This window comes from Rhizobium sp. K102 (assembly GCF_022385315.1).
Lineage (GTDB): Bacteria > Pseudomonadota > Alphaproteobacteria > Rhizobiales > Rhizobiaceae > Rhizobium > Rhizobium croatiense.
Map to the genome: position 1 here is coordinate 3,504,332 of NZ_CP092436.1, position 18,531 is coordinate 3,522,862.

At 62.2% G+C, this 18,531-nt stretch carries 13 protein-coding genes and 2 pseudogenes; 5 read left to right on the forward strand and 10 right to left on the reverse strand.

What is annotated here, in order from left to right; genetic code table 11:
• Positions 1 to 198: 198 nt before the first annotated feature.
• From MHI61_RS23335 to MHI61_RS23365, 7 genes are all read right to left on the reverse strand, one after another.
• Positions 199 to 2,649, reverse strand: coding sequence for an FAD-dependent oxidoreductase (locus tag MHI61_RS23335; protein ID WP_239790745.1), 2,451 nt, complete (start codon positions 2,647 to 2,649; stop codon positions 199 to 201).
• Positions 2,650 to 3,525, reverse strand: coding sequence for a choline/ethanolamine kinase family protein (locus MHI61_RS23340; RefSeq protein WP_239790747.1), 876 nt, complete (start codon positions 3,523 to 3,525; stop codon positions 2,650 to 2,652). It abuts the gene before it with no gap.
• A 99-nt stretch (positions 3,526 to 3,624) separates the two neighbouring features.
• A complete protein-coding gene (gene ugpC, locus MHI61_RS23345; RefSeq protein ID WP_239790749.1) occupies positions 3,625 to 4,701 on the reverse strand; it encodes a sn-glycerol-3-phosphate ABC transporter ATP-binding protein UgpC in 1,077 nt (358 codons plus the stop codon).
• Positions 4,702 to 4,731: 30 nt separating this feature from the next.
• Positions 4,732 to 5,829: a Gfo/Idh/MocA family oxidoreductase gene (locus MHI61_RS23350; protein WP_239790751.1), complete on the reverse strand. Its 1,098-nt coding sequence runs from the start codon at positions 5,827 to 5,829 to the stop codon at positions 4,732 to 4,734.
• Positions 5,829 to 6,716, reverse strand: coding sequence for a carbohydrate ABC transporter permease (locus tag MHI61_RS23355; RefSeq protein ID WP_239790752.1), 888 nt, complete (start codon positions 6,714 to 6,716; stop codon positions 5,829 to 5,831). Before MHI61_RS23355 ends, MHI61_RS23350 begins: the two co-directional genes overlap by 1 nt.
• Entirely contained in the window at positions 6,709 to 7,668 is a 960-nt protein-coding gene (locus MHI61_RS23360) for a sugar ABC transporter permease (RefSeq protein WP_239790754.1), read from the reverse strand. The genes MHI61_RS23355 and MHI61_RS23360 overlap by 8 nt, the downstream gene beginning before the upstream one ends.
• Positions 7,669 to 7,674: 6 nt before the next feature.
• A complete protein-coding gene (locus tag MHI61_RS23365) occupies positions 7,675 to 8,961 on the reverse strand; it encodes an ABC transporter substrate-binding protein (RefSeq protein WP_239790755.1) in 1,287 nt (428 codons plus the stop codon).
• A 263-nt stretch (positions 8,962 to 9,224) separates the two neighbouring features.
• Here MHI61_RS23365 and MHI61_RS23370 point away from each other — a divergent pair.
• The 5 genes and pseudogenes from MHI61_RS23370 to MHI61_RS23390 all read left to right on the forward strand — a co-directional run bounded on the left by MHI61_RS23370 (position 9,225) and on the right by MHI61_RS23390 (position 14,529).
• Positions 9,225 to 9,901: pseudogene (locus tag MHI61_RS23370) on the forward strand (TetR/AcrR family transcriptional regulator).
• Between the two features lie 132 nt (positions 9,902 to 10,033).
• Positions 10,034 to 11,182: a Gfo/Idh/MocA family oxidoreductase gene (locus tag MHI61_RS23375; RefSeq protein ID WP_239790757.1), complete on the forward strand. Its 1,149-nt coding sequence runs from the start codon at positions 10,034 to 10,036 to the stop codon at positions 11,180 to 11,182.
• A 3-nt stretch (positions 11,183 to 11,185) separates the two neighbouring features.
• A complete protein-coding gene (locus MHI61_RS23380) occupies positions 11,186 to 12,349 on the forward strand; it encodes a dihydrodipicolinate synthase family protein (protein WP_239790758.1) in 1,164 nt (387 codons plus the stop codon).
• Between the two features lie 30 nt (positions 12,350 to 12,379).
• Positions 12,380 to 13,209 (forward strand): annotated as a pseudogene (locus tag MHI61_RS23385) (sugar phosphate isomerase/epimerase family protein).
• A gap of 42 nt (positions 13,210 to 13,251) precedes the next feature.
• On the forward strand, positions 13,252 to 14,529 hold the full coding sequence (locus MHI61_RS23390; protein ID WP_239790760.1) for a Gfo/Idh/MocA family oxidoreductase: 1,278 nt from the start codon (positions 13,252 to 13,254) through the stop codon (positions 14,527 to 14,529).
• 25 nt (positions 14,530 to 14,554) lie between these two features.
• Here the strand turns inward: MHI61_RS23390 and MHI61_RS23395 are convergent, their stop codons facing one another.
• The 3 genes from MHI61_RS23395 to MHI61_RS23405 are packed head-to-tail and all read right to left on the reverse strand — an operon-like array spanning position 14,555 to position 18,455.
• On the reverse strand, positions 14,555 to 15,565 hold the full coding sequence (locus MHI61_RS23395) for a hydroxyacid dehydrogenase (RefSeq protein WP_239790762.1): 1,011 nt from the start codon (positions 15,563 to 15,565) through the stop codon (positions 14,555 to 14,557).
• The gene (locus tag MHI61_RS23400) at positions 15,562 to 17,418 is read right to left on the reverse strand and encodes a DUF2264 domain-containing protein (protein WP_239790763.1); all 1,857 of its coding nucleotides are present in this window, start codon (positions 17,416 to 17,418) and stop codon (positions 15,562 to 15,564) included. The genes MHI61_RS23395 and MHI61_RS23400 overlap by 4 nt, the downstream gene beginning before the upstream one ends.
• On the reverse strand, positions 17,415 to 18,455 hold the full coding sequence (locus tag MHI61_RS23405) for a LacI family DNA-binding transcriptional regulator (RefSeq protein ID WP_239790765.1): 1,041 nt from the start codon (positions 18,453 to 18,455) through the stop codon (positions 17,415 to 17,417). Before MHI61_RS23405 ends, MHI61_RS23400 begins: the two co-directional genes overlap by 4 nt.
• Positions 18,456 to 18,531 lie beyond the last annotated feature (76 nt).

An 18,531-nucleotide genomic window follows, 5' to 3' on the forward strand; every position in this document is an offset into this window, starting at 1 on the left:
TCTAACGCAGCCTCTATCTCTTCCCTCATCCCTGTGCTTGTCACAGGGATCCAGCGCGCTCAAAGTCCTTGAGCGCGAGAGACTCTTCCTCACATAAGTAAATGAGTCATTCACCGCGCCGACGCGCGGTGGCTGGATTCCTGTGACGAGCACAGGAATGAGGGAGTTCTGGGTGGCGCGCTCAGCCACGCCACATGGTCACGCCTTCACCCGCACCATGTCGGGATCGTAGAGCGGCGCCAGCGACACCCGGCAGGGAATGCGTTCCCTGGCGACATCCAGCTCATAGCTGCCGGACAGCACAAAATCCTCCGTGACCCCGTCGGGATTACGGACATAGCCGTAGCCGATCGGCTTGCCCAGCGTATAGCCGAAGCCGCCGCTCGACAGCCAGCCGACGCGCTTGCCGTCGCGATAGATGGTTTCGCGGCCGAGCAGCACGGTATCGGGATCGTCGGGAACGAAGCAGGCAAGGCGCTTCTTCACACCCTCCTTAAGCTGTCGCTCGATCGCCTGGCGGCCGCGGAAGGGAATGTTCTTCCTGATCTTCACCGCCCAGCCGAGGCCGGCTTCCACCGGCGTGTGGTCGGGGCCGATATCGGAGCCCCAGGCGCGATAGCCCTTTTCCAGGCGGCAGCTTTCGATGGCGCGGTAGCCGGCATTGACGAGGCCGAGCTCGCCGCCTGCTGCCATCAGCGCGTCATAGACCGTGGTCGCATATTCGATGGGGATATGAAGTTCGTAGCCAAGCTCTCCGACATAAGTGATGCGCAGCGCTCGCACTGGACAGCCCGATATGCCGATGGTTCTGACCTGGCCGAAGGGGAAGGCGGCATTCGAGACGTCGCTGCCGGTCACCTTCTCCAGCACGGCGCGTGCATTCGGTCCCATCAGCGACAGAACGGAATAGGCCGAGGTGACGTCGACCAGCTCGGCATGCATCTCCGCCGGAATATTGCGGGCGATCCAGTTGAAGTCGTGGGTGGCGAAACCGGTGCCGGTGACGATGTAATATTCGTTCTCGGCGATGCGGGCGACGGTCAGGTCGCATTCGATGCCGCCCTTGTCGTTCAGCATCTGCGTATAGATGAGCGATCCCACGGGCCTTGCGACATCATTGGCGGCGATCCAGGAGAGTGCCGCCTCGGTATCCCTGCCCTTCAGCACGAATTTGGCGAAGGAGGTCTGGTCGAAGATGACGGCCGCCTCGCGCACCGCCTTGTGCTCGCGCCCGACGGCGTCAAACCAGTTCTGCCTGTTGTAGCTGTAGACATCCTTGGGCTCCTCATTGGCGAAGAGATCGGCGAACCAGTTCGGCCGCTCCCAGCCGAGCTTTTCGCCGAAACAGGCGCCCTGCGCCTTCAGCCGGTCATAGAGCGGCGACTTGCGGCAGGGGCGCCCGCTCGAATGCTCCTCGAACGGCCAGGCCATGGTGTAGTGCTTGCCATAGGCTTCGAGCGTGCGGGTGCGCACCCAGTCGGTATCGAAGTGCGGACGGCCGAAACGGCGGATATCGACCGGCCAGAGATCGTAGGGAGGCTCGCCCTTGGTCACCCATTCGGCAAGCGCCATGCCGGCGCCGCCGGCCGAGGCGATGCCGAAGGCGTTGAAGCCGGCGCCGACGAAGAAATTTTTGAGCTCGGGTGCCTCGCCGAGAATGAAGTTACCGTCCGGCGTAAAGCTTTCCGGGCCGTTCAGCAGCTGCTTGACGCCGACATTCTCCAGCGCCGGAACGCGGCCGAGCGCCTGTTCCATGATCTGCTCGAAATGGTCGAAATTGCTGTCCAGCAGCGTGTAGTGGAAACCTTCGGGGATGCCTTTCTCAGCCCAGGCAATCGGGTTCGGCTCATAGCCGCCCATGACGATGCCGCCGACTTCCTCCTTGTAATAGGTCAGGCGATCGGGATCGCGCAGCGTCGGCAGGTTGGAGGGCACGCCGAAGGATTCGGTGATGATATATTGATGCTCGACCGAGACCAGCGGCACGTTGACGCCGAAGCGGGCAGCGAAGGCCCGCGTCCATTGGCCGGCGCAGACGACGACGCGCTCGCATTCGATGCGGCCTTCAGCCGTGATGACGGCACGGATCCTGCCCTTGTCGATGTCGAGGTCGAGAACCTCGGTATCCTCGAAGATCGAAACGCCCGCCATGCGGGCGCCTTTCGCCAGCGCCTGGGTGATGTCGGAAGGGTTGGCCTGGCCGTCGGTCGGCAGGAAGGCGGCGCCGACGAGATCGTCTGTTGTCATCAGCGGCCAGAGATCGAAGGCCTCCTGCGGCGTCAGCAACTGCATTTCGAGGCCGAAGGACTGCGCCGTCGTCGCCTGGCGCTTGACCTCCGTCCAGCGCTCCTCGTTGCAGGCAAGCCGCAAGCCGCCATTCATCTTCCAGCCGGTGCCGAGGCCGGTTTCCTCTTCCAGCCGCTTGTAGAGATCGACGGAATAACCGAGCAGCTGGGTGATGTTGGCGCTGCTGCGCAGCTGGCCGACAAGACCGGCGGCATGGAAGGTGGTGCCCGAGGTCAGCTTCTTGCGCTCGAGCAAAACCGTATCGGTCCAGCCGAGCTTGCCGAGATGATAGGCCGTCGAGCAGCCGATGATACCGCCGCCGATGACCACGGCCTTGGCCGTCTTCGGTAGTTGTTTCGTCATTTATCTATCCTGTTCAAAGGCTTGATAGGCGCGCTCGAAGCGCGCGAGATTTTCGGCCGTATAGGCGGCGTAGTCGAATTGGATGGTGGAATGGATTTCGGAAATCATGCTCCAGAGCGTCTCGCGCAGCAGCGAGGCGCATTTCATCGCGCCGTAGCGGCGGCGGAGATCATCGGTCGGCGGCCGGCCGAAATAGATCTCCAGCATCATTTGCTCGGCGGTTTGCGAGAACTCGTTGTTGGAGGCCAACCCGCCGAGATCGAACAGCGGCGTGTTGAAGCCGGCATAATCCCAATCGATCAGCCAGAGCCGCTTGCCGTCATCGAGAAAATTGGCGGCCAGCAGGTCGTTATGGCCGAAGGCGATCTCGAACGGCGCTGCCGCCTCTTCCAGCGTCTCGGCCTTGGCGATCAACGCCGGCAGCAGTGGGAGGTGGAGGCTGCCCCACTCCTTCAGGCTGGCGGCGTAGTCGCGGATGACATGGAAGACCCAGAAGATCATCGCCGGGCCGCGGAAATGCCGTGCGATATCATGGTGACAGGCGCGCACCAGCGGCACGATCCGGGCCAGCATTTCCGGCGTCCTGATATCCTCGGGCGACAGCGCCCGCGCCTCGATATAGTCGAGCACCAGCACGCCGGGCGAATGGTGGATGACGGCCGGCGACAGGCCGGCGGCGTGCGCCGCACGGCTTGCGGCAAGCTCGTTCTGCCTGATGATGTGGTGGATCGGAATATCGGTGCCGAGTCTCACCACGCAGCGCTCGACGGCATCGCTGACCAGGTAGTTCCTGTTGGTGATGCCGCCAGATATCGGCGTAATTTCAATCGGACCCTGCCAGATGCCAAGCGCATGAATCCTATCCTCAGGCGTCATGCTATCCCCCTTGCGGCGCTGGCAAAATGATGGGGCAGAGCAGGATAGGCTGTCAAGCAGCCGCGCGCGTCCTTCCGGACGCGCCAAGGGCGCTTTAGGTCAGATCGTCCTGCCGGCGGCGTCGAAGACGTGGCAGCGGGCCGGATCGAAGAGAGCCTTCACATTGGCGCCGGGCTCGACCTTCTGCTGACCGTCGAGCGCGACCGTCAGCAACTGGCCATCCGGCGTCGTGGTGTAGAGCATGGTGGCGCCGCCGAGATTTTCGACGAGATCGACATTGACGGTCGAGAGCGTGATGGCACCCTGCGTGAGGGAAAGATGCTCGGGGCGGATGCCGAAGGTGACGGTCTCACCGGCCTCGCCTTGCAGCCGGCGCGGCAAGCGGACGGAATTGCCGCAGACATGAATGCTGGTTTCGGCTTCACCGACCTCTTCGATGCGCGCCTGCAGAAAGTTCATCTTCGGGCTGCCGATGAAGCCGGCGACAAAGCGGTTGGCCGGGTTGTTGTAGAGATCGAGCGGCGCGCCGACCTGCTCGATGCGGCCGGAATTCAAGACGACGATCTTGTCGGCCATCGTCATCGCTTCGACCTGGTCATGGGTGACGTAGATCATGGTGTTGCCGAGCTGCCGGTGCAGGCGGGAGATCTCGACCCGCATCTGCACGCGCAGTTCGGCATCGAGATTCGACAGCGGCTCGTCGAACAGGAAGATGCGGGGCTCGCGCACGATGGCGCGGCCGATGGCGACACGCTGGCGCTGGCCGCCGGACAGTGCCTTCGGCTTACGCTCAAGGAGCTTTTCGATCTGCAGGATCTCGGCGGCGCGTTTGACCTTCGGCTGGATCTCGGCCTTTTTGTAACCCGCCGTCTCCAGGCCGAAGGCGAGGTTCTTGTAGACCGACATATGCGGATAGAGCGCATAGGACTGGAAAACCATGGCGATGCCGCGCTTGGCCGGCGCCACCTCGTTCATGCGCTCGCTGTCGAGGAGCAGCGCGCCGCCCGATATCTCTTCGAGGCCGGCGATCATGCGCAGAAGGGTCGATTTTCCGCAGCCGGAGGGCCCGACGAAAACGACGAATTCGCCGGGATCGATCGTGAGGTCGATGCCATGGATCACATCCATCGCGCCGTAGCGCTTCTCGACCTTCTGAAGAACGACACTGGTTGCCATCTTCTCAAAACCCTCTCGTTTATTTGTCGGTTACTTCGTTCTTGCGCGCCAATCGGCGTATTTCGGACTGTCGGGACCGACCGGCAGTGGCACTTCAGCACCGCTGTCGGAAGATTGGTAGATGGCGGTGACAAGTTCCAGGGCGCGGCGCGCATCCGCAGTTGTCACCGGCAGCGGTCCATTGCCGCTGAGGAAGGCGTGGAACTGACCCATCTGGGTGGTGAACCGCGGCGCCACCGGCTGCCAGTCGCCGACCACGCGGTCGATCTTTTCCCTGACGTCATCATTGGCGGCGATGATCTTCCAGGGATCCTTGCCCGGCGTGTAGGGTTCATGCGTGCTTTCGAAGGTGACATTCTCGAAATGCAGCCTCAGCCGGCTGATCTGCTCCTGCGAGCCGAGCGTGCAGGACAGCGAGACGAAGGCGCCGTTTTCCATCAGCAGGCTGGCGGAGGCGCAATCTTCGACCTCGATATCGTTGACGCGGGTCGCGACGCGGCCGAAAACCCTGGCCGCCGGGCCCATCAGATGCATCATCATGTCGTGCAGGTGCAGCGCATGGGTGACGAGCACGCCGCCGAGTTCCGTCGCCCATTTGCCGCGCCAGGGCACGGCGTAATATTCCGGTTTGCGCAGCCAGAAGGTTTCGACCGAAGCCGTATAGGCCTTGCCGGCAATGCCGGCATCAATGATCCGTTTGGCCTTCTGGATACCGTCGCCGTAACGATACTGGAAGATCGGCATCAGCACGCCTTTGGCAGTCTTTTCCGCTTCCATGATCGTATCGACGGCGGCAAGCGAGCCGGTCAGCGGCTTTTCGCAAACGACATGCTTGCCGGCGGCGAGTGCTGCGACCACCTGCTCCAGATGCACGCCGGGCGGCGTGCAGATATCGATGATGTCGATCATGTCATCGGTAAGCAGCTCCGCAAAGGAAGTGGTGCGGCGCTCGATGCCGAACTCGTCTCCGACCGCAGCCAACCGCTCACCGTTCAGGTCGCAGATCGCCACGACCTTGAACTTGTCGGAATGCGGCAGATAGCCTTCGACGATATGCGAACGGCCGATGCCGCAGCCGACGATCGCGACGGTCTTGATGCTCATGTCACTCTTTTCCACTGCCGCCATCAGCGTTTCATGCCCGTCGTGGCGATGCCTTCGATCAGCAGGCGCTGGAAGAACAGGAAGAAGAAGAAGACCGGCACGAGCGTCAAAGTCGACATGGCGAACAGACCGCCCCAATCCGATGCGCTGGTGGAATCGACGAAGGTGCGCAGGCCGAGCTGGATCGTATAGGTGTTCATATCGTTCAGGTAGATCAGCGGGCCGAAGAAATCGTCCCAGGTCCAGATGAAGGAGAAGATGGCGGCGGTTGCCAGCACCGGCAGCGACAGCGGCAGCATGATCTTCCAATAGATGCGCCAGGCGCTGCAGCCGTCCATCATCGCCGCCTCGTCGAGTTCGCGCGGAATGCCGCGGAAGAACTGCACCATCAGGAAGATGAAGAAGGCATCGCTTGCCAGGAACTTCGGCACGACAAGCGGCAGGATGGTGTTGACCCAGCCAAGGTTGAGGAAGAGCACATATTGCGGGATCAGCGTCACGTGATAGGGGATCATCAGCGTGCCGAGCATGATCGCAAACCAGAAATTGCGGCCGGCAAAACGCAGCCTGGCAAAGGCGAAGGCCGTCAGCGAACAGGCGATGACATTACCGGTCACCACCAGCAGCGAGATGACGAGCGAATTCCAGAAGAACCGGCCGAAGCTGACATCGAGGCCGACCCAGCCGCGTGCATAGGAGGAGAAATCGATCGAAGACGGGATGAGCGAAGTCGACGAGAAAATCTCGGTTTCCGGCCTGACCGATGCCGAGACCATCCACAACAGCGGATAGAGCATCAGAAGCGAAGCGGCGATCAGCAGGGCGTGGATGACGAGCGACGCCGGCAGGCTGCGTTTGGTGATGTCCGATGGCGGCCTGGCCGCAGTGATGGAAGCGGTCGTCTCAGTCATCGTAGTGCACCCAGTAACGCGAGGTCAGGAAGGAGAAGGCGGTGAAGATCGCGATGATCACCACCAGGATCCAGGCGAGCGCCGAGGCATAGCCCATGCGGAAATTGCCGAAGGCTTCCTGATAGAGGTAGAGCGTGTAGAACAGCGTCGAATTGATCGGCCCGCCGGTGCCGCCTGAGATGATGAAGGCCGGCGTGAAGGCCTTGAAGGCTTCGATCGTCTGGACGACGGCGTTGAAGAAAATCACCGGCGTCAGAAGCGGCAGCGTGATCTTGTAGAATTGCCGGAATTTCGAGGCGCCGTCGAGGCTGGCCGCCTCATACATGTCCTGCGGGATCTGGCGCAGGCCGGCGAGGAAGATGATCATTGGCGAACCGAACTGCCAGACCGAGAGCGCCACCAGCGTATAGATCGAATAATTCGGATGCGAGATCCAGCTCGGCCCCTCGATGCCGATCTGGGCAAGCGCGGCATTGACGAGACCATCACTGGCAAAAAGCTGGCGCCAGAGAACGGCGATCGCCACGCTGCCGCCCAGCAATGAGGGCAGGTAAAAGATGGCGCGATAAAAGGTCAGCCCACGCAGGCCGCGGTTCAGCGCCATGGCGACCAGCAGGGCGAAGGTCAGTTTGAACGGCACCGAGAAGACGACATAGGTCAGGGTGACATGCATGGCGGCCGAGAATTTCGGATCCGCCGCGGCGATGCGCACGTAATTCGCAATTCCCACCCATCGCGGCGACTGCAGCATGTCGAAGTCGGTGAAGGAGAGGTAGAGCGAAATCAGGGCCGGCCCGAGCGTCAGCCCGAAAAAGCCGGCAAGCCATGGCAGAAGGAAGAGATAGCCGGGGGCATTGGCATTCCAAAGACGCCGGAAGCGTCCTTCGGCCACAGCCCCCTGATATCTTTCCACATTTATGGCCCCTGCGGGCGTGCGCATCGCATTGCTCATACGGGATCAGCCTCGTGCGAGAATCTGCGTAATTTCAGTGACCAACTGTTTGCCGCCGTCGGCGGGAGACAGCTGTCCGAAACCGACCTGTTCGGCGATGTTTCGCAGCATCAGCTCGCCTTCACCGGCGCCGGCCGGCGGCGGCGGCGGCAATTTGCCGGCGAGATCGCCGAGACCGCTGACATAGGCCAATGCCACCTTGCCGTTCTCATCGAGCTTCGCCGCGACGACCTCGCGCATGGCGGCCGATTCCGGAATGCCGCGTTCGACATCCAGGAGCAGCACTGCTTCAGGATTCTTGACGAAGAAATTGACGTAGTCCACGGCCAGGTCGATCGCTTTCGACTGGGCCGATACCGAGAAGAACATCGAAGGCTTACGATAGTGACCGCCCTTCGAATCCGGCTTGACGCGCATGTAATTGGTGAGCGCCAGCTTATCCTTGTTCATTGCCTGATAGGCGACGAACTGGTTGGAATGGGCGAAACCGGCGGCCGATTTGCCGAGCGACACCGTGTTGGTTTCGATATCATTCTTGTCGAGAGCCTGGATATCGGCGGGAACGCAGGCGCCAGCCTCACGGAACTTGGCCCACATGTCGTACCATTCCGATGCATCCTCCACACCGAAACCGATCTTGCCGTCGGCGGTATAGAGTGCCTTGCCGCGTTGACGCAGCCAGTTCTCGAACAGCGGTTCAGCGCCGCTCCCGTCGGCTATACCGAACATGCCCTTGCGCTTACCGGCCTTCGTGATCTCCGTACCCATGCGGGCGAATTCATCCCAGGTGGTCGCCTGCGTCGGCAGATCGACGCCGGCCTCGTTGAAGGCGGTGGTGTTTAGCACCGTCGCGGCGGAATTGGCGCCGAGGCTGACGCCATAGAGATGGCCGTCGACGCTGCCGCCTTCGATCTGGGCCTTGTCGAAATCGTCGAGGTTGAGCTTGGCCGGCATATAGGATTCGAGCGGGGCGAGCGCGCCACGCCGGGCATATTGGACGATATAGCGATAGTCCATCTGGATGACGTCGGGCGCGTTGCGGCCCGCGACCTGGGTCGCAAGGCGCGGCCAGTAATCGCCCCAACCCAGAAATTCGCCAGTAATCGACGTCCCCGGATTCTTGGTCTGATAGAGCTGCGACACCTTGTTGGTTCGGTCGGCGCGCGGCTGCGAGCCCCACCACAGGAGACGCAGGCGCTTTTCCTGAGCCAAGGCGCTGGTGCCGAGCGCCGAGAGCGACAGAAGTGCTGCGCCTCCGGCCACGAAATTACGTCTGTTTACACGCAGGGTCATTTTTTCCTCCTCCAAAGGGAAGCGCCTCCACACGCTTCCAAACCAGTTTCGCTTGCGCAAATAACTAATTGGTTACAAGCTACGAGCAAAGCGGCAAGCCTGTCAAGCGGTGTCGGTCAGAGCATGATGGCGAAAAGCCTCGACGGTTTCATGCGACGTCATGCTCCGACCCTTCTGTTCTGGTGGGCCGCCCTTCCAAATTCGGTTTTTACAATTTCGCACCGAAGGCTTATGAGCGCAACACGTGAGACAGGGGTGGAGCGATGAACGACAGCGCGGGAAACAGGGAAAAGAAGCAGGCCCGGCGACCGTCGCCGGAGCGGACGGCCCAGCGCGATCCGGAGCGGACACGCGCGGCGATCCTCGAGGCGGCAACCCGGGAATTCGCCGAAAACGGCATGGGCGGCGCCCGTGTCGACGCCATCGCCGAACGGGCCGGCACCAACAAGCGCATGCTCTATCATTATTTCGGCGACAAGGAGCAGCTCTACCTCAAAGTGCTCGAGGAGGCCTATGTCGGCATCCGCACCGCCGAACGCGCGCTGCATATCGGCGATCGCAGCCCGGAGGAAGGCATCGGCGAGCTGGCGCTCTTCACCTGGCGCTATTTCCTCCAGCATCCGGAATTCCTGAGCCTGCTCGGCACGGAGAACCTGCATCGCGCCCGGTGGCTGCGCCAGTCCGTCAGGCTCAAGGAACTGCATTCGCATCTGATCGGCGAGCTTTCCCAAGTGCTCGAGCGGGGAAGAAACAGGGCGTCTTCATCGAGGCGGCCGATCCGCTGCATGTCTACCTGACGATTGCCTCACTCGGCTATTTCTACCTTTCCAACCAGTACACGCTTTCGACGATCTTCGGCCGCGATCTTATCGAGCCGGCCAATCTCAATGCCTGGGAAAGGCATATCGTCCACGTCACCCTCGCCTCGATCAAGCGCTGAATAACGAAAGCAGGATTTGACTTCTTGACAGGCTCGCCGCTCTTCTGCCATCAAGTAACCGTTTAGTTACCGGGTTGGGAGGGCCGGGCCAGGACGCCCGCTCCCGCCGCAAAAGGTTGCAGGGAGGAAAAAATGGCACGCTTGGGGATCATCTTGCACGGCGTCACCGGCCGCATGGGTTACAACCAGCACTTGGTGCGCTCGATTCTGGCCTTCCGCGACCAAGGCGGCATCACGCTGAAATCGGGCGAGAAACTCGAAATCGACCCGATCATCGTCGGCCGCAACGGCGCCAAGATGGAAGAGCTGGCGAAGAAGCATAACATCAAGCGCTGGTCGACCGATCTCGATGATGCGCTCGCCAATCCCGATGACACGGTTTTCTTCGATGCCGGTACGACGCTGATGCGTGCCGAGCTTCTGTCCAAGGCGCTCGACGCCGGCAAGCACATCTATTGCGAAAAACCGATTTCCGACGATCTGCAGGTGGCGATCGATCTCGCCCGCAAGGCGCGCCGCTCAGGACTCAAGCACGGCGTGGTACAGGACAAGCTCTTCCTACCGGGCCTGCGCAAGCTGGCGCTGCTCAGAGATTCCGGCTTTTTCGGCAAGATCCTCTCGGTGCGCGGCGAATTCGGCTACTGGGTGTTCGAAGGCGATTGGGGCGTGCCCGCCCAACGCCCTTCCTGGAACTACCGCAAGGCCGATGGCGGCGGCATCATCCTCGATATGCTGTGCCACTGGCGCTACGTGCTCGACAATCTGTTCGGCGAGGTGAAAGCTGTCTCCTGCCTTGGCGCCACGCATATTCCGCAGCGCATCGACGAACAGGGCAAGCCTTATGACTGCGACACCGACGACGCAGCCTATGCGACCTTCGAACTCCAAGGCGGTGCGATCGCGCAGATCAACTCCTCCTGGGCGGTGCGCGTGCGCCGCGACGATCTCATCACCTTCCAGGTCGACGGCACCCATGGTTCGGCCGTCGCCGGCCTGACGAAATGCTGGAGCCAGCACCGCGTCAACACGCCGAAGCCGGTCTGGAACCCAGACCAGCCGCAGACGATCGACTTCTACAAGACCTGGGACGAGGTTCCGGACACCCAGGCCTTCGACAACGGCTTCAAGGCGCAGTGGGAAATGTTCATCCGCCATGTCGTTGAGGACGCGCCGTGGCCCTACGGGCTCGAAGCCGGCGCCAAGGGCGTGCAGCTGGCCGAACTCGGACTGAAATCCTGGGCCGAGCGCCGCTGGCTCGACGTTCCCGCACTGGAGTTCTGAGCCGTGACGACGATCAATCTCCCCCTCGACGGCAAGATCGTCCCCTATACGCTGACCGGCACGCCGATCGAACTGAAGAAGCGCGAAGCGAAGAGCTTCCCGCGCATCGCCTTTGCGGCGACGCACGTCGTTGCCGATCCGCTTGTCGACAACGATCCCTGGCTGACGCCGGCGATCGACTGGGAGCAGACGCTCGCCTTCCGCCACCGGCTCTGGGATCTTGGCCTCGGCGTCGCCGAAGCGATGGATACGGCGCAGCGCGGCATGGGCCTCGGCTGGCCTGAAGCGCGCGACCTCATCCGCCGGGCGCTCGGCGAGGCGGCCGGGCGCAAGGATGCGCTGATTGCCTGCGGCGCCGGCACCGACCATCTGTCGCCCGGTCCTGACGTGACCATCGACACGATCATCAAAGCCTATGAAGAGCAGATCGAAACGGTGGAGGCGGCCGGCGGGCGCATCATCCTGATGGCGAGCCGGGCGCTTGCCGTCGCCGCCAAGGGGCCGGACGATTACATTCGCGTCTATGACCGTATCCTCCGCCAGGTCAAGGAACCCGTCATCATCCACTGGCTGGGAGAGATGTTCGACCCGGCGCTCGAGGGATATTGGGGCAATGGCGACCACCTGAAGGCCATGGAAACCTGCCTTGAGGTGATCGAAGCCAATGCCGCCAAGGTCGACGGCATCAAGATCTCGCTTCTTTCCAAGGAGAAAGAAGTGACCATGCGCCGGCAGCTGCCGAAAGCCGTGCGCATGTATACCGGCGACGATTTCAACTATGCCGAACTGATCGCCGGCGACGAAGAGGGCCATTCCGACGCACTGCTCGGCATTTTCGATGCGATCGCGCCGGCAGCGTCGGCCGCGCTCGACGCGCTCGGCCGCAAAAGCAATCACGAATTCTTCGATCTGCTCGAGCCGACGGTGCCGCTGTCGCGCCACATCTTCAAAGCGCCGACCCGCTTCTACAAGACCGGCGTCGTCTTCCTCGCCTATCTCAACGGTCTGCAGGATCATTTCGTCATGGTCGGCGGCCAGCAGAGCACGCGTTCGCTGGCGCATCTGGCCGAACTCTTCCGCCTGGCCGACAAGGCACGGGTTCTGGCCGATCCGGAACTTGCAACGGCGCGCATGCGCCAAGTGCTGGCCGTCCACGGCATTCACTGATCTCAGGCATGGCAATGGGAGGGGAATGAGATGCAGGTCGAAGGACTTTCGATCAATCTGGCGACGATCCGCGAGCAATGCGGCTTTGCCGAAGCCGTCGATATCTGCCTGAAGCACGGCATCACCTCGATCGCGCCCTGGCGCGACCAGGTCGCCAAGGCCGGCCTCGACGAGGCGGTCAGGATCGTCAAGTCGAACGGCATAAAGCTGACCGGCCTTTGCCGCGGCGGCTTCTTTCCGGCGGCAAACGAGGCCGACTGGCAAAAGAACCTCGACGACAACAGGCGCGCCATCGACGAAGCGGCCGCGTTTTCCGCCGATTGCCTCGTGCTCGTCGTCGGCGGCCTGCCCGGCAGCTCGAAGGATATCGTCGCGGCCCGGCAAATGGTGTTCGACGGCATCGCTGCCGTTCTGCCGCATGCCCAGGCATCCGGTGTGAAGCTCGCGATCGAGCCGCTGCATCCGATGTATGCCGCGGACCGGGCCTGCGTGAACACGCTCGGCCAGGCGCTCGACATGTGCGAACCGCTCGGCGAGGATGTCGGCGTTGCGATCGATGTCTACCATGTCTGGTGGGACCCCGATCTCGCCAATCAGATCGCCCGCGCGGGCCGCATGAAACGTATCTTCGCCCATCACATCTGCGACTGGCTGGTGCCGACCAAGGACATGCTGCTCGACCGCGGCATGATGGGCGATGGCGTCATCGACCTCAAAGGCATAAGACGGATGATCGAGGCCGCCGGTTTCTTCGGGCGCAGGAGGTGGAGATCTTCTCGGCCGAGACCTGGTGGAAACGCCCGGCCGACGAGGTGATCGCCACCTGCGTCGAGCGTTTCCGCAGCTGCTGTCAGATCTGATTTTCAGTATTTGTTTCATCACGCATGCAGGAGAATCATTCGATGGAGAAACGCCGTTTTGCCCTGATCGGCACCGGAAACCGCGGCACGACCATGTGGGGCAAGGACCTGCTTGCCGGCTGGCGCGAACATGTCGACCTGACCGCCATCGTCGAGAAGAACTCGCTGCGCGGCGAGCGCGCCCGCAACATGATCGGCAGCAATGCGCCGCTTTATGAAAACATCGATTCCATGCTCGCCGAGCAGAAGCCGGATCTGGTCATCGTCTGCACGCCCGACCAGACGCATGACGATATCATCGTGCGGGCGCTGGAATCCGGCATCGACGTCATCACCGAAAAGCCGATGACCACCTCGATCGAGAAAATTCGCCGGATTCTCGACGCCGAGAAGCGCACCGGCCGCCGGGTCGACGTGTCCTTCAACTATCGCTATGCGCCGACGGCGGCCCGCATCAAGGAACTGCTCAATGCCGGCGAGATCGGCCGAGTGACCTCCGTCGACTTCCACTGGTATTTGAACACCAAGCACGGCGCTGACTACTTCCGCCGCTGGCACGCCTATACGGAAAATTCCGGCAGCCTGTTCGTTCACAAGGCGACCCACCATTTCGATCTTCTGAACTGGTATCTCGACAGCGATCCCGAAGCGGTCACGTCCTTTGCCGACCTGCAGAACTACGGCCGCAAGGGGCCGTTCCGCGGGCCCCGCTGCAAGCTCTGTCCGCACGCGCATGAATGCGACTACTATCTCGATCTCGAGGCCGATCCTTTCCTGGATCAGCTTTACGAGGATCCCTCGAAGATCGACGGTTATTTCCGCGACGGCTGCGTCTTCCGCGAGGATATCGACATTCCCGATACGATGGTGGTCAACCTCCGCTACCGCAACAACGTTCATGTCTCCTATTCGCTGAACACCTTCCAGCCGATCGAAGGCCATCACCTCGCCTTCAACGGCACCAAGGGGCGCATCGAAATTCGCCAGTATGAGGCCCAGCCCTGGGAACAGCCGAAGGAGGATACGATCCTCCTCATCCGCAATTTCCCGAACGACCGGCAAGCCGTCGAGCGCATCGTCGTTCCGCATTTCACCGGCGGCCATTACGGAGGCGACGACCGCATGCGCAACATGATCTTCAAGCCCGGCATGGAAGACAGGCTCGGCCAGCGCGCCGGTACCCGGGCGGGCGCCATGTCCGTGCTCTGCGGCATCGCCGCGCTGACGAGCTCGCACACCGGCAAGGTGGTCGATATCGCCGAGCTGATGCCCGAGCTTGCCAATGACGGCTCGCCCAATTCGTTGAGGACACCGCGCTGACGCGTGCCGTTGGACGAGGATTGCCTCAGGCGATGTTTTCGAGATCCTGCCGCCTGATCTGATAAAGCAGCGGCCGGCCGGCCGTAAAACGCTCGATCTCATCCGCTGCCATCTCGCCGAGGCGCGCCCGTTCCAGACCGATGGCGCCGGCGATGTGCGGGGTCAGGAAAACGTTCGGCAGATCGTAGAAAACCGAACCGGCCTCCGGAATTTCCGGATCGGTCACATCGATGACCGCGTCGATGCGGCCGGTCTTCAGCTCCGAAAGCAGAGCCGCCTCATCGATGAGAATGCCACGAGCGGTGTTGATGAGCGTCGCGCCGTCCTTCATCAGCGATAGTCTTGATGCATCGATCATATGCTCTGTCGACGGCAGCGACGGCGCGTGCAGGGAAATCATATCCGCGCGGCGCATCAAATCGTCGAGCTCGACCTTTTCAGCTCCGAGGCCTGCCGCCTCGGCGGCATCGACCATCGGATCGAACAGCAGCAGCCTGTATTCGAACGGTTTCAACAGCTCGATCACCCGCCTGCCGATGCGCGAGGCGCCGATAATACCGAGGGTGCGGCCATAATTTCCGATCGCTTCGCGTTGCATCGGATAGGTCCGATCGCGGTTGCGGTCGGCGACGTAGAGATCGCGGAACCGGAAGGCGCGCTTGCCCGCGAAGAGGATCGCGGCTAGCGTGAATTCGGCGACCGGCACGGCATTGGCCTCGGCCGCGTGGCTGACCGCGATGCCGGCTTCGAAGATGGCCTCGTCGATGATCCCCTTCACCGTGCCGGCCGCATGGACGATGAGGCGAAGCCGCGGCGCGGCAGCGGGAATCTCAGGCCCGACATAGGGCGCGCCCCAGCCGGTCACCAAGATTTCGGCTTCGGCCAGCAGGCGGCTGGCGCGTTCGTCCTCGAAATGCTGCAACGGCTCGGAATCCAGCAGGCGGCCGATGGTATCGAGCCGGCGCAGGATCTCGTCGGGCAGGACATGCTCCGTGCGCGACGGTTCCATGGCAAGGACGATTGCCGGGCGGCTCATGGCATCTGACCCGGCGCTTCGATGGCGCTGACGATCACACCCTTTTCCCGCACCAGCGCCTCCAGCGCCGCAATATCAGGCGCCTTCGGCGGCCGCGTCCAGGCGGACGCGACGGCGGCGGGATCGCCGAGCGCCAGCACCGCCGTTACCAGGATGGTCTCACCGGCCGGAATCTGACCGCGCAGCTGCGGTACGATGGTCTTCGCGACGATCACATTGGTGTTGGGCTGGGCCTTCTGCGCGAGCCCGGCGCGATCGACCGACGATCCCAAGTCGAGAATACCGCTGAAATCAGCTTCGCCGATCGCATAGGCAGCGCCATCCGACGCCGAAAGCGTGTCCAGCTCGAAATCCCGGCGGGCGATGGCAAAGCCGCCTTCGGCGACCCTCAGCGGCCGGGCCGCCCTGATCCGGTGGAGGCGGATATGCCAGGGGGCCGCGGGCGCCAGCCAGCTTTCGACGCTGACATCGGGGAAGGGTGACCATTTCGCATAAAGCATATCGCCCGCGAGCCTGGCTTCCTCATTCGTTTCGCGCACGCGGTAATGCAGGCCGTCATCGCTGAAGGCCAGCATCGAATCGAAAGCGGCGAGCGCAAAGCCGCGCTCATCGGATTCGACGCTGAAGCCGTATCGGGTGGAATAGGCGAATTTCGCGTATTTTTCCGTGCCGAAGCGCATCTGCAGGTTTTCCTGGCCTGATGACAGTGCCACGACATCGCCGCCCGCCCGCATGATCACCATGCCGGGATGGCGCAGGGGGATGACTACTGACGTCGGCTCCGGCGCCTTCTCCTCGGAGGTCCAGAACGGATGATCCTCGGCGATCGCCAGCGGCAGAAAGGCCTTCAATGCCCAATAGGGCGAGCCGGCGGAATTGTAGCTCTCCGACATCAAGAGGTTCGGATAGCCGAAACCGATCGACAGCACGCCGTCGCGATCGGCGATCGGCTTGTCCCTCCACCAGCGCAGATGCTGCAGGCAAAGGTGCTTGACCTCGCCCCAGGGCAGTGCCTCGACGCCGGCAAAGGCCAGCGCCGACCAGAAGCCGGCACAGGCAAAGCGATAGGTCAGGCTGCGGCCGAAGGGGATGGTTGCCCCATCGGCGGCAAACCAGTGGCGGAAATCCCGGGCGAAGAGGATCGCCCGTTCGCGATAGCGTTTCGCATAATCGTCATCGACGAGCTTCGAATAGATCAGCCCGTAAAAATGCATGGCGAAGGGAATGTAGTGGTCGATGCGGCGCACGTTTCCGTCGCGATACCAGCCGTCACCGATGTAGAAGCCTTCGAGCTCCTCCAGATATTGCCGCGTCAGGCTGCGGTCGAAATCGGCGCCGAGGCGATCGAGGGCGATGTCGACGAAAATCCGGAAAAATTTCCAGTTGTTGTCGGCATAGTCGAACTGTCTAGCATGTTTGAGATAGGCAATGACATTGCTGCGGGCGCGCGTATCGAGCGGCTCCCAGATTTTTTCCGGCACCAGCGCCAGGGCAAAACCGAGGGCGGCAAGCTCGACCATCCGCTGATCGCGGCCATTGACCGTTCCCCAATATTCGGGATGGGCGGGGTCGGTACCGTTTGCAAGGCCCTCGGCAAAACGATGCCAGTGGGCGAAGTCTCCATTGCCGGCGCCAAGCGGCGCCAAACCCCAGAGCGGGCGGGCAAAACCTTCGAGATCGGCCGCCGCCCGGTCGAAATGGGCGGCGGCACCGCTCAGCCTGACGCGGGCATTGCCTTTCGAAAAACAGGCAAGCAGCGGATCGAAGAGATCAAGCAGGGCTCGGCTCATATCGGCGCGGGTTTCGAGCGGATTGCCGGCAAGCGGATTGGCGCTGGCGGGATCATAGGTCATTGGATCAACTCACGGGTTTCGACGTTCACAACGGTCCCTCCCGCAACGGGAACGACAGCCTGGCAGATGTGGCGCGCCGGCGCCGTCCTGTTGCGGAAACGGGACAGCATCAGCGAAACGGCTTCGCGCCCGAGGGCGGCGCGGTCGACGCGCATGGTGGAGAGCTGCGGATTGGTCATCAGCGCACAAGGCAGATCATCGAAACCGACGATCGCGAAATCCTCCGGCACCCGCAGGCCCGCTTCGATGACAGCCTCGAGCACGCCGACGGCGATGAAATCATTCATGCAGAAGGCGGCGGTAAAACCGGCATTCTCGGCGAGGATCGCCGCCGTGCGTTCATGGGCCTCACGGCTGGCGCTGCCCTGCAGCGTCATGGCTACGAAACGACCTTCGGCGCCGGGAACAGCGGCAATCGCCGCCTCGAAACCGCGGATACGCTCACGGATCGTCTGGCGATGAGAGCCGCTCAGATGCAGGATGCGGCGATGGCCGGCCTTCGTCAGCCGGCCAGTCGCCTGATAGGCGCCAAAGAAATTAGCCGGAGAAACTCCATCGAAACGCATTCCCGGGTCGGTGCCATTGACGAGAACGGTCGGCACCATGGCGTCCTGCAGCCAGTCGCGCAGCATGTCGTTCGGATCGATGCCGACAAGAAAGAGACCTTCGGCCGCTGCGGCCTGCATGTAATCGCGCGCGGCGTCCGGCGTGATGCGCTCCTCCCGAACCATCCGGACTTCGAACGGCATGCCCGCTTCGGCCGCTCCGGCGCGCAGGCCCTCGACGATCGCCTCGTAGAAGACGCTGAGGCCGCCCGTGACGCCGTCGCTGGCGATCAGCGCCAGCCCGCCGGCAACGGCTTCAACAGCCGGCTTGACCGGATAACCGTGCTCGGCCGCGACCTTCAATATCTGACGGCGGACGGTTTCGCTGATGCCTGGCTCGTTCGCCAGCACGCGCGACACCGTCGAGACCGAGACACCCGCCAATGTGGCTATATCGGCCTGACGCGGCCGTCTGATTTTTTCATCGCCCATGAGCAAACATTATGCAAACTACGCAAATTTGCAACATGAACGTTATTTCTTGCAATAAATATTTTTTTGCGTACTC

Coding starts and splice junctions, on each gene's coding strand:
- MHI61_RS23355 (WP_239790752.1), bottom strand. CDS start 6,716: ATGACTGAGACGACCGCTTCCATCACTGCGGCCAGGCCGCCATCGGAC.
- MHI61_RS23340 (WP_239790747.1), bottom strand. CDS start 3,525: ATGACGCCTGAGGATAGGATTCATGCGCTTGGCATCTGGCAGGGTCCG.
- MHI61_RS23375 (WP_239790757.1), top strand. CDS start 10,034: ATGGCACGCTTGGGGATCATCTTGCACGGCGTCACCGGCCGCATGGGT.
- ugpC (WP_239790749.1), bottom strand. CDS start 4,701: ATGGCAACCAGTGTCGTTCTTCAGAAGGTCGAGAAGCGCTACGGCGCG.
- MHI61_RS23365 (WP_239790755.1), bottom strand. CDS start 8,961: ATGACCCTGCGTGTAAACAGACGTAATTTCGTGGCCGGAGGCGCAGCA.
- MHI61_RS23405 (WP_239790765.1), bottom strand. CDS start 18,455: ATGGGCGATGAAAAAATCAGACGGCCGCGTCAGGCCGATATAGCCACA.
- MHI61_RS23395 (WP_239790762.1), bottom strand. CDS start 15,565: ATGAGCCGCCCGGCAATCGTCCTTGCCATGGAACCGTCGCGCACGGAG.
- MHI61_RS23350 (WP_239790751.1), bottom strand. CDS start 5,829: ATGGCGGCAGTGGAAAAGAGTGACATGAGCATCAAGACCGTCGCGATC.
- MHI61_RS23400 (WP_239790763.1), bottom strand. CDS start 17,418: ATGACCTATGATCCCGCCAGCGCCAATCCGCTTGCCGGCAATCCGCTC.
- MHI61_RS23335 (WP_239790745.1), bottom strand. CDS start 2,649: ATGACGAAACAACTACCGAAGACGGCCAAGGCCGTGGTCATCGGCGGC.
- MHI61_RS23360 (WP_239790754.1), bottom strand. CDS start 7,668: ATGAGCAATGCGATGCGCACGCCCGCAGGGGCCATAAATGTGGAAAGA.
- MHI61_RS23390 (WP_239790760.1), top strand. CDS start 13,252: ATGGAGAAACGCCGTTTTGCCCTGATCGGCACCGGAAACCGCGGCACG.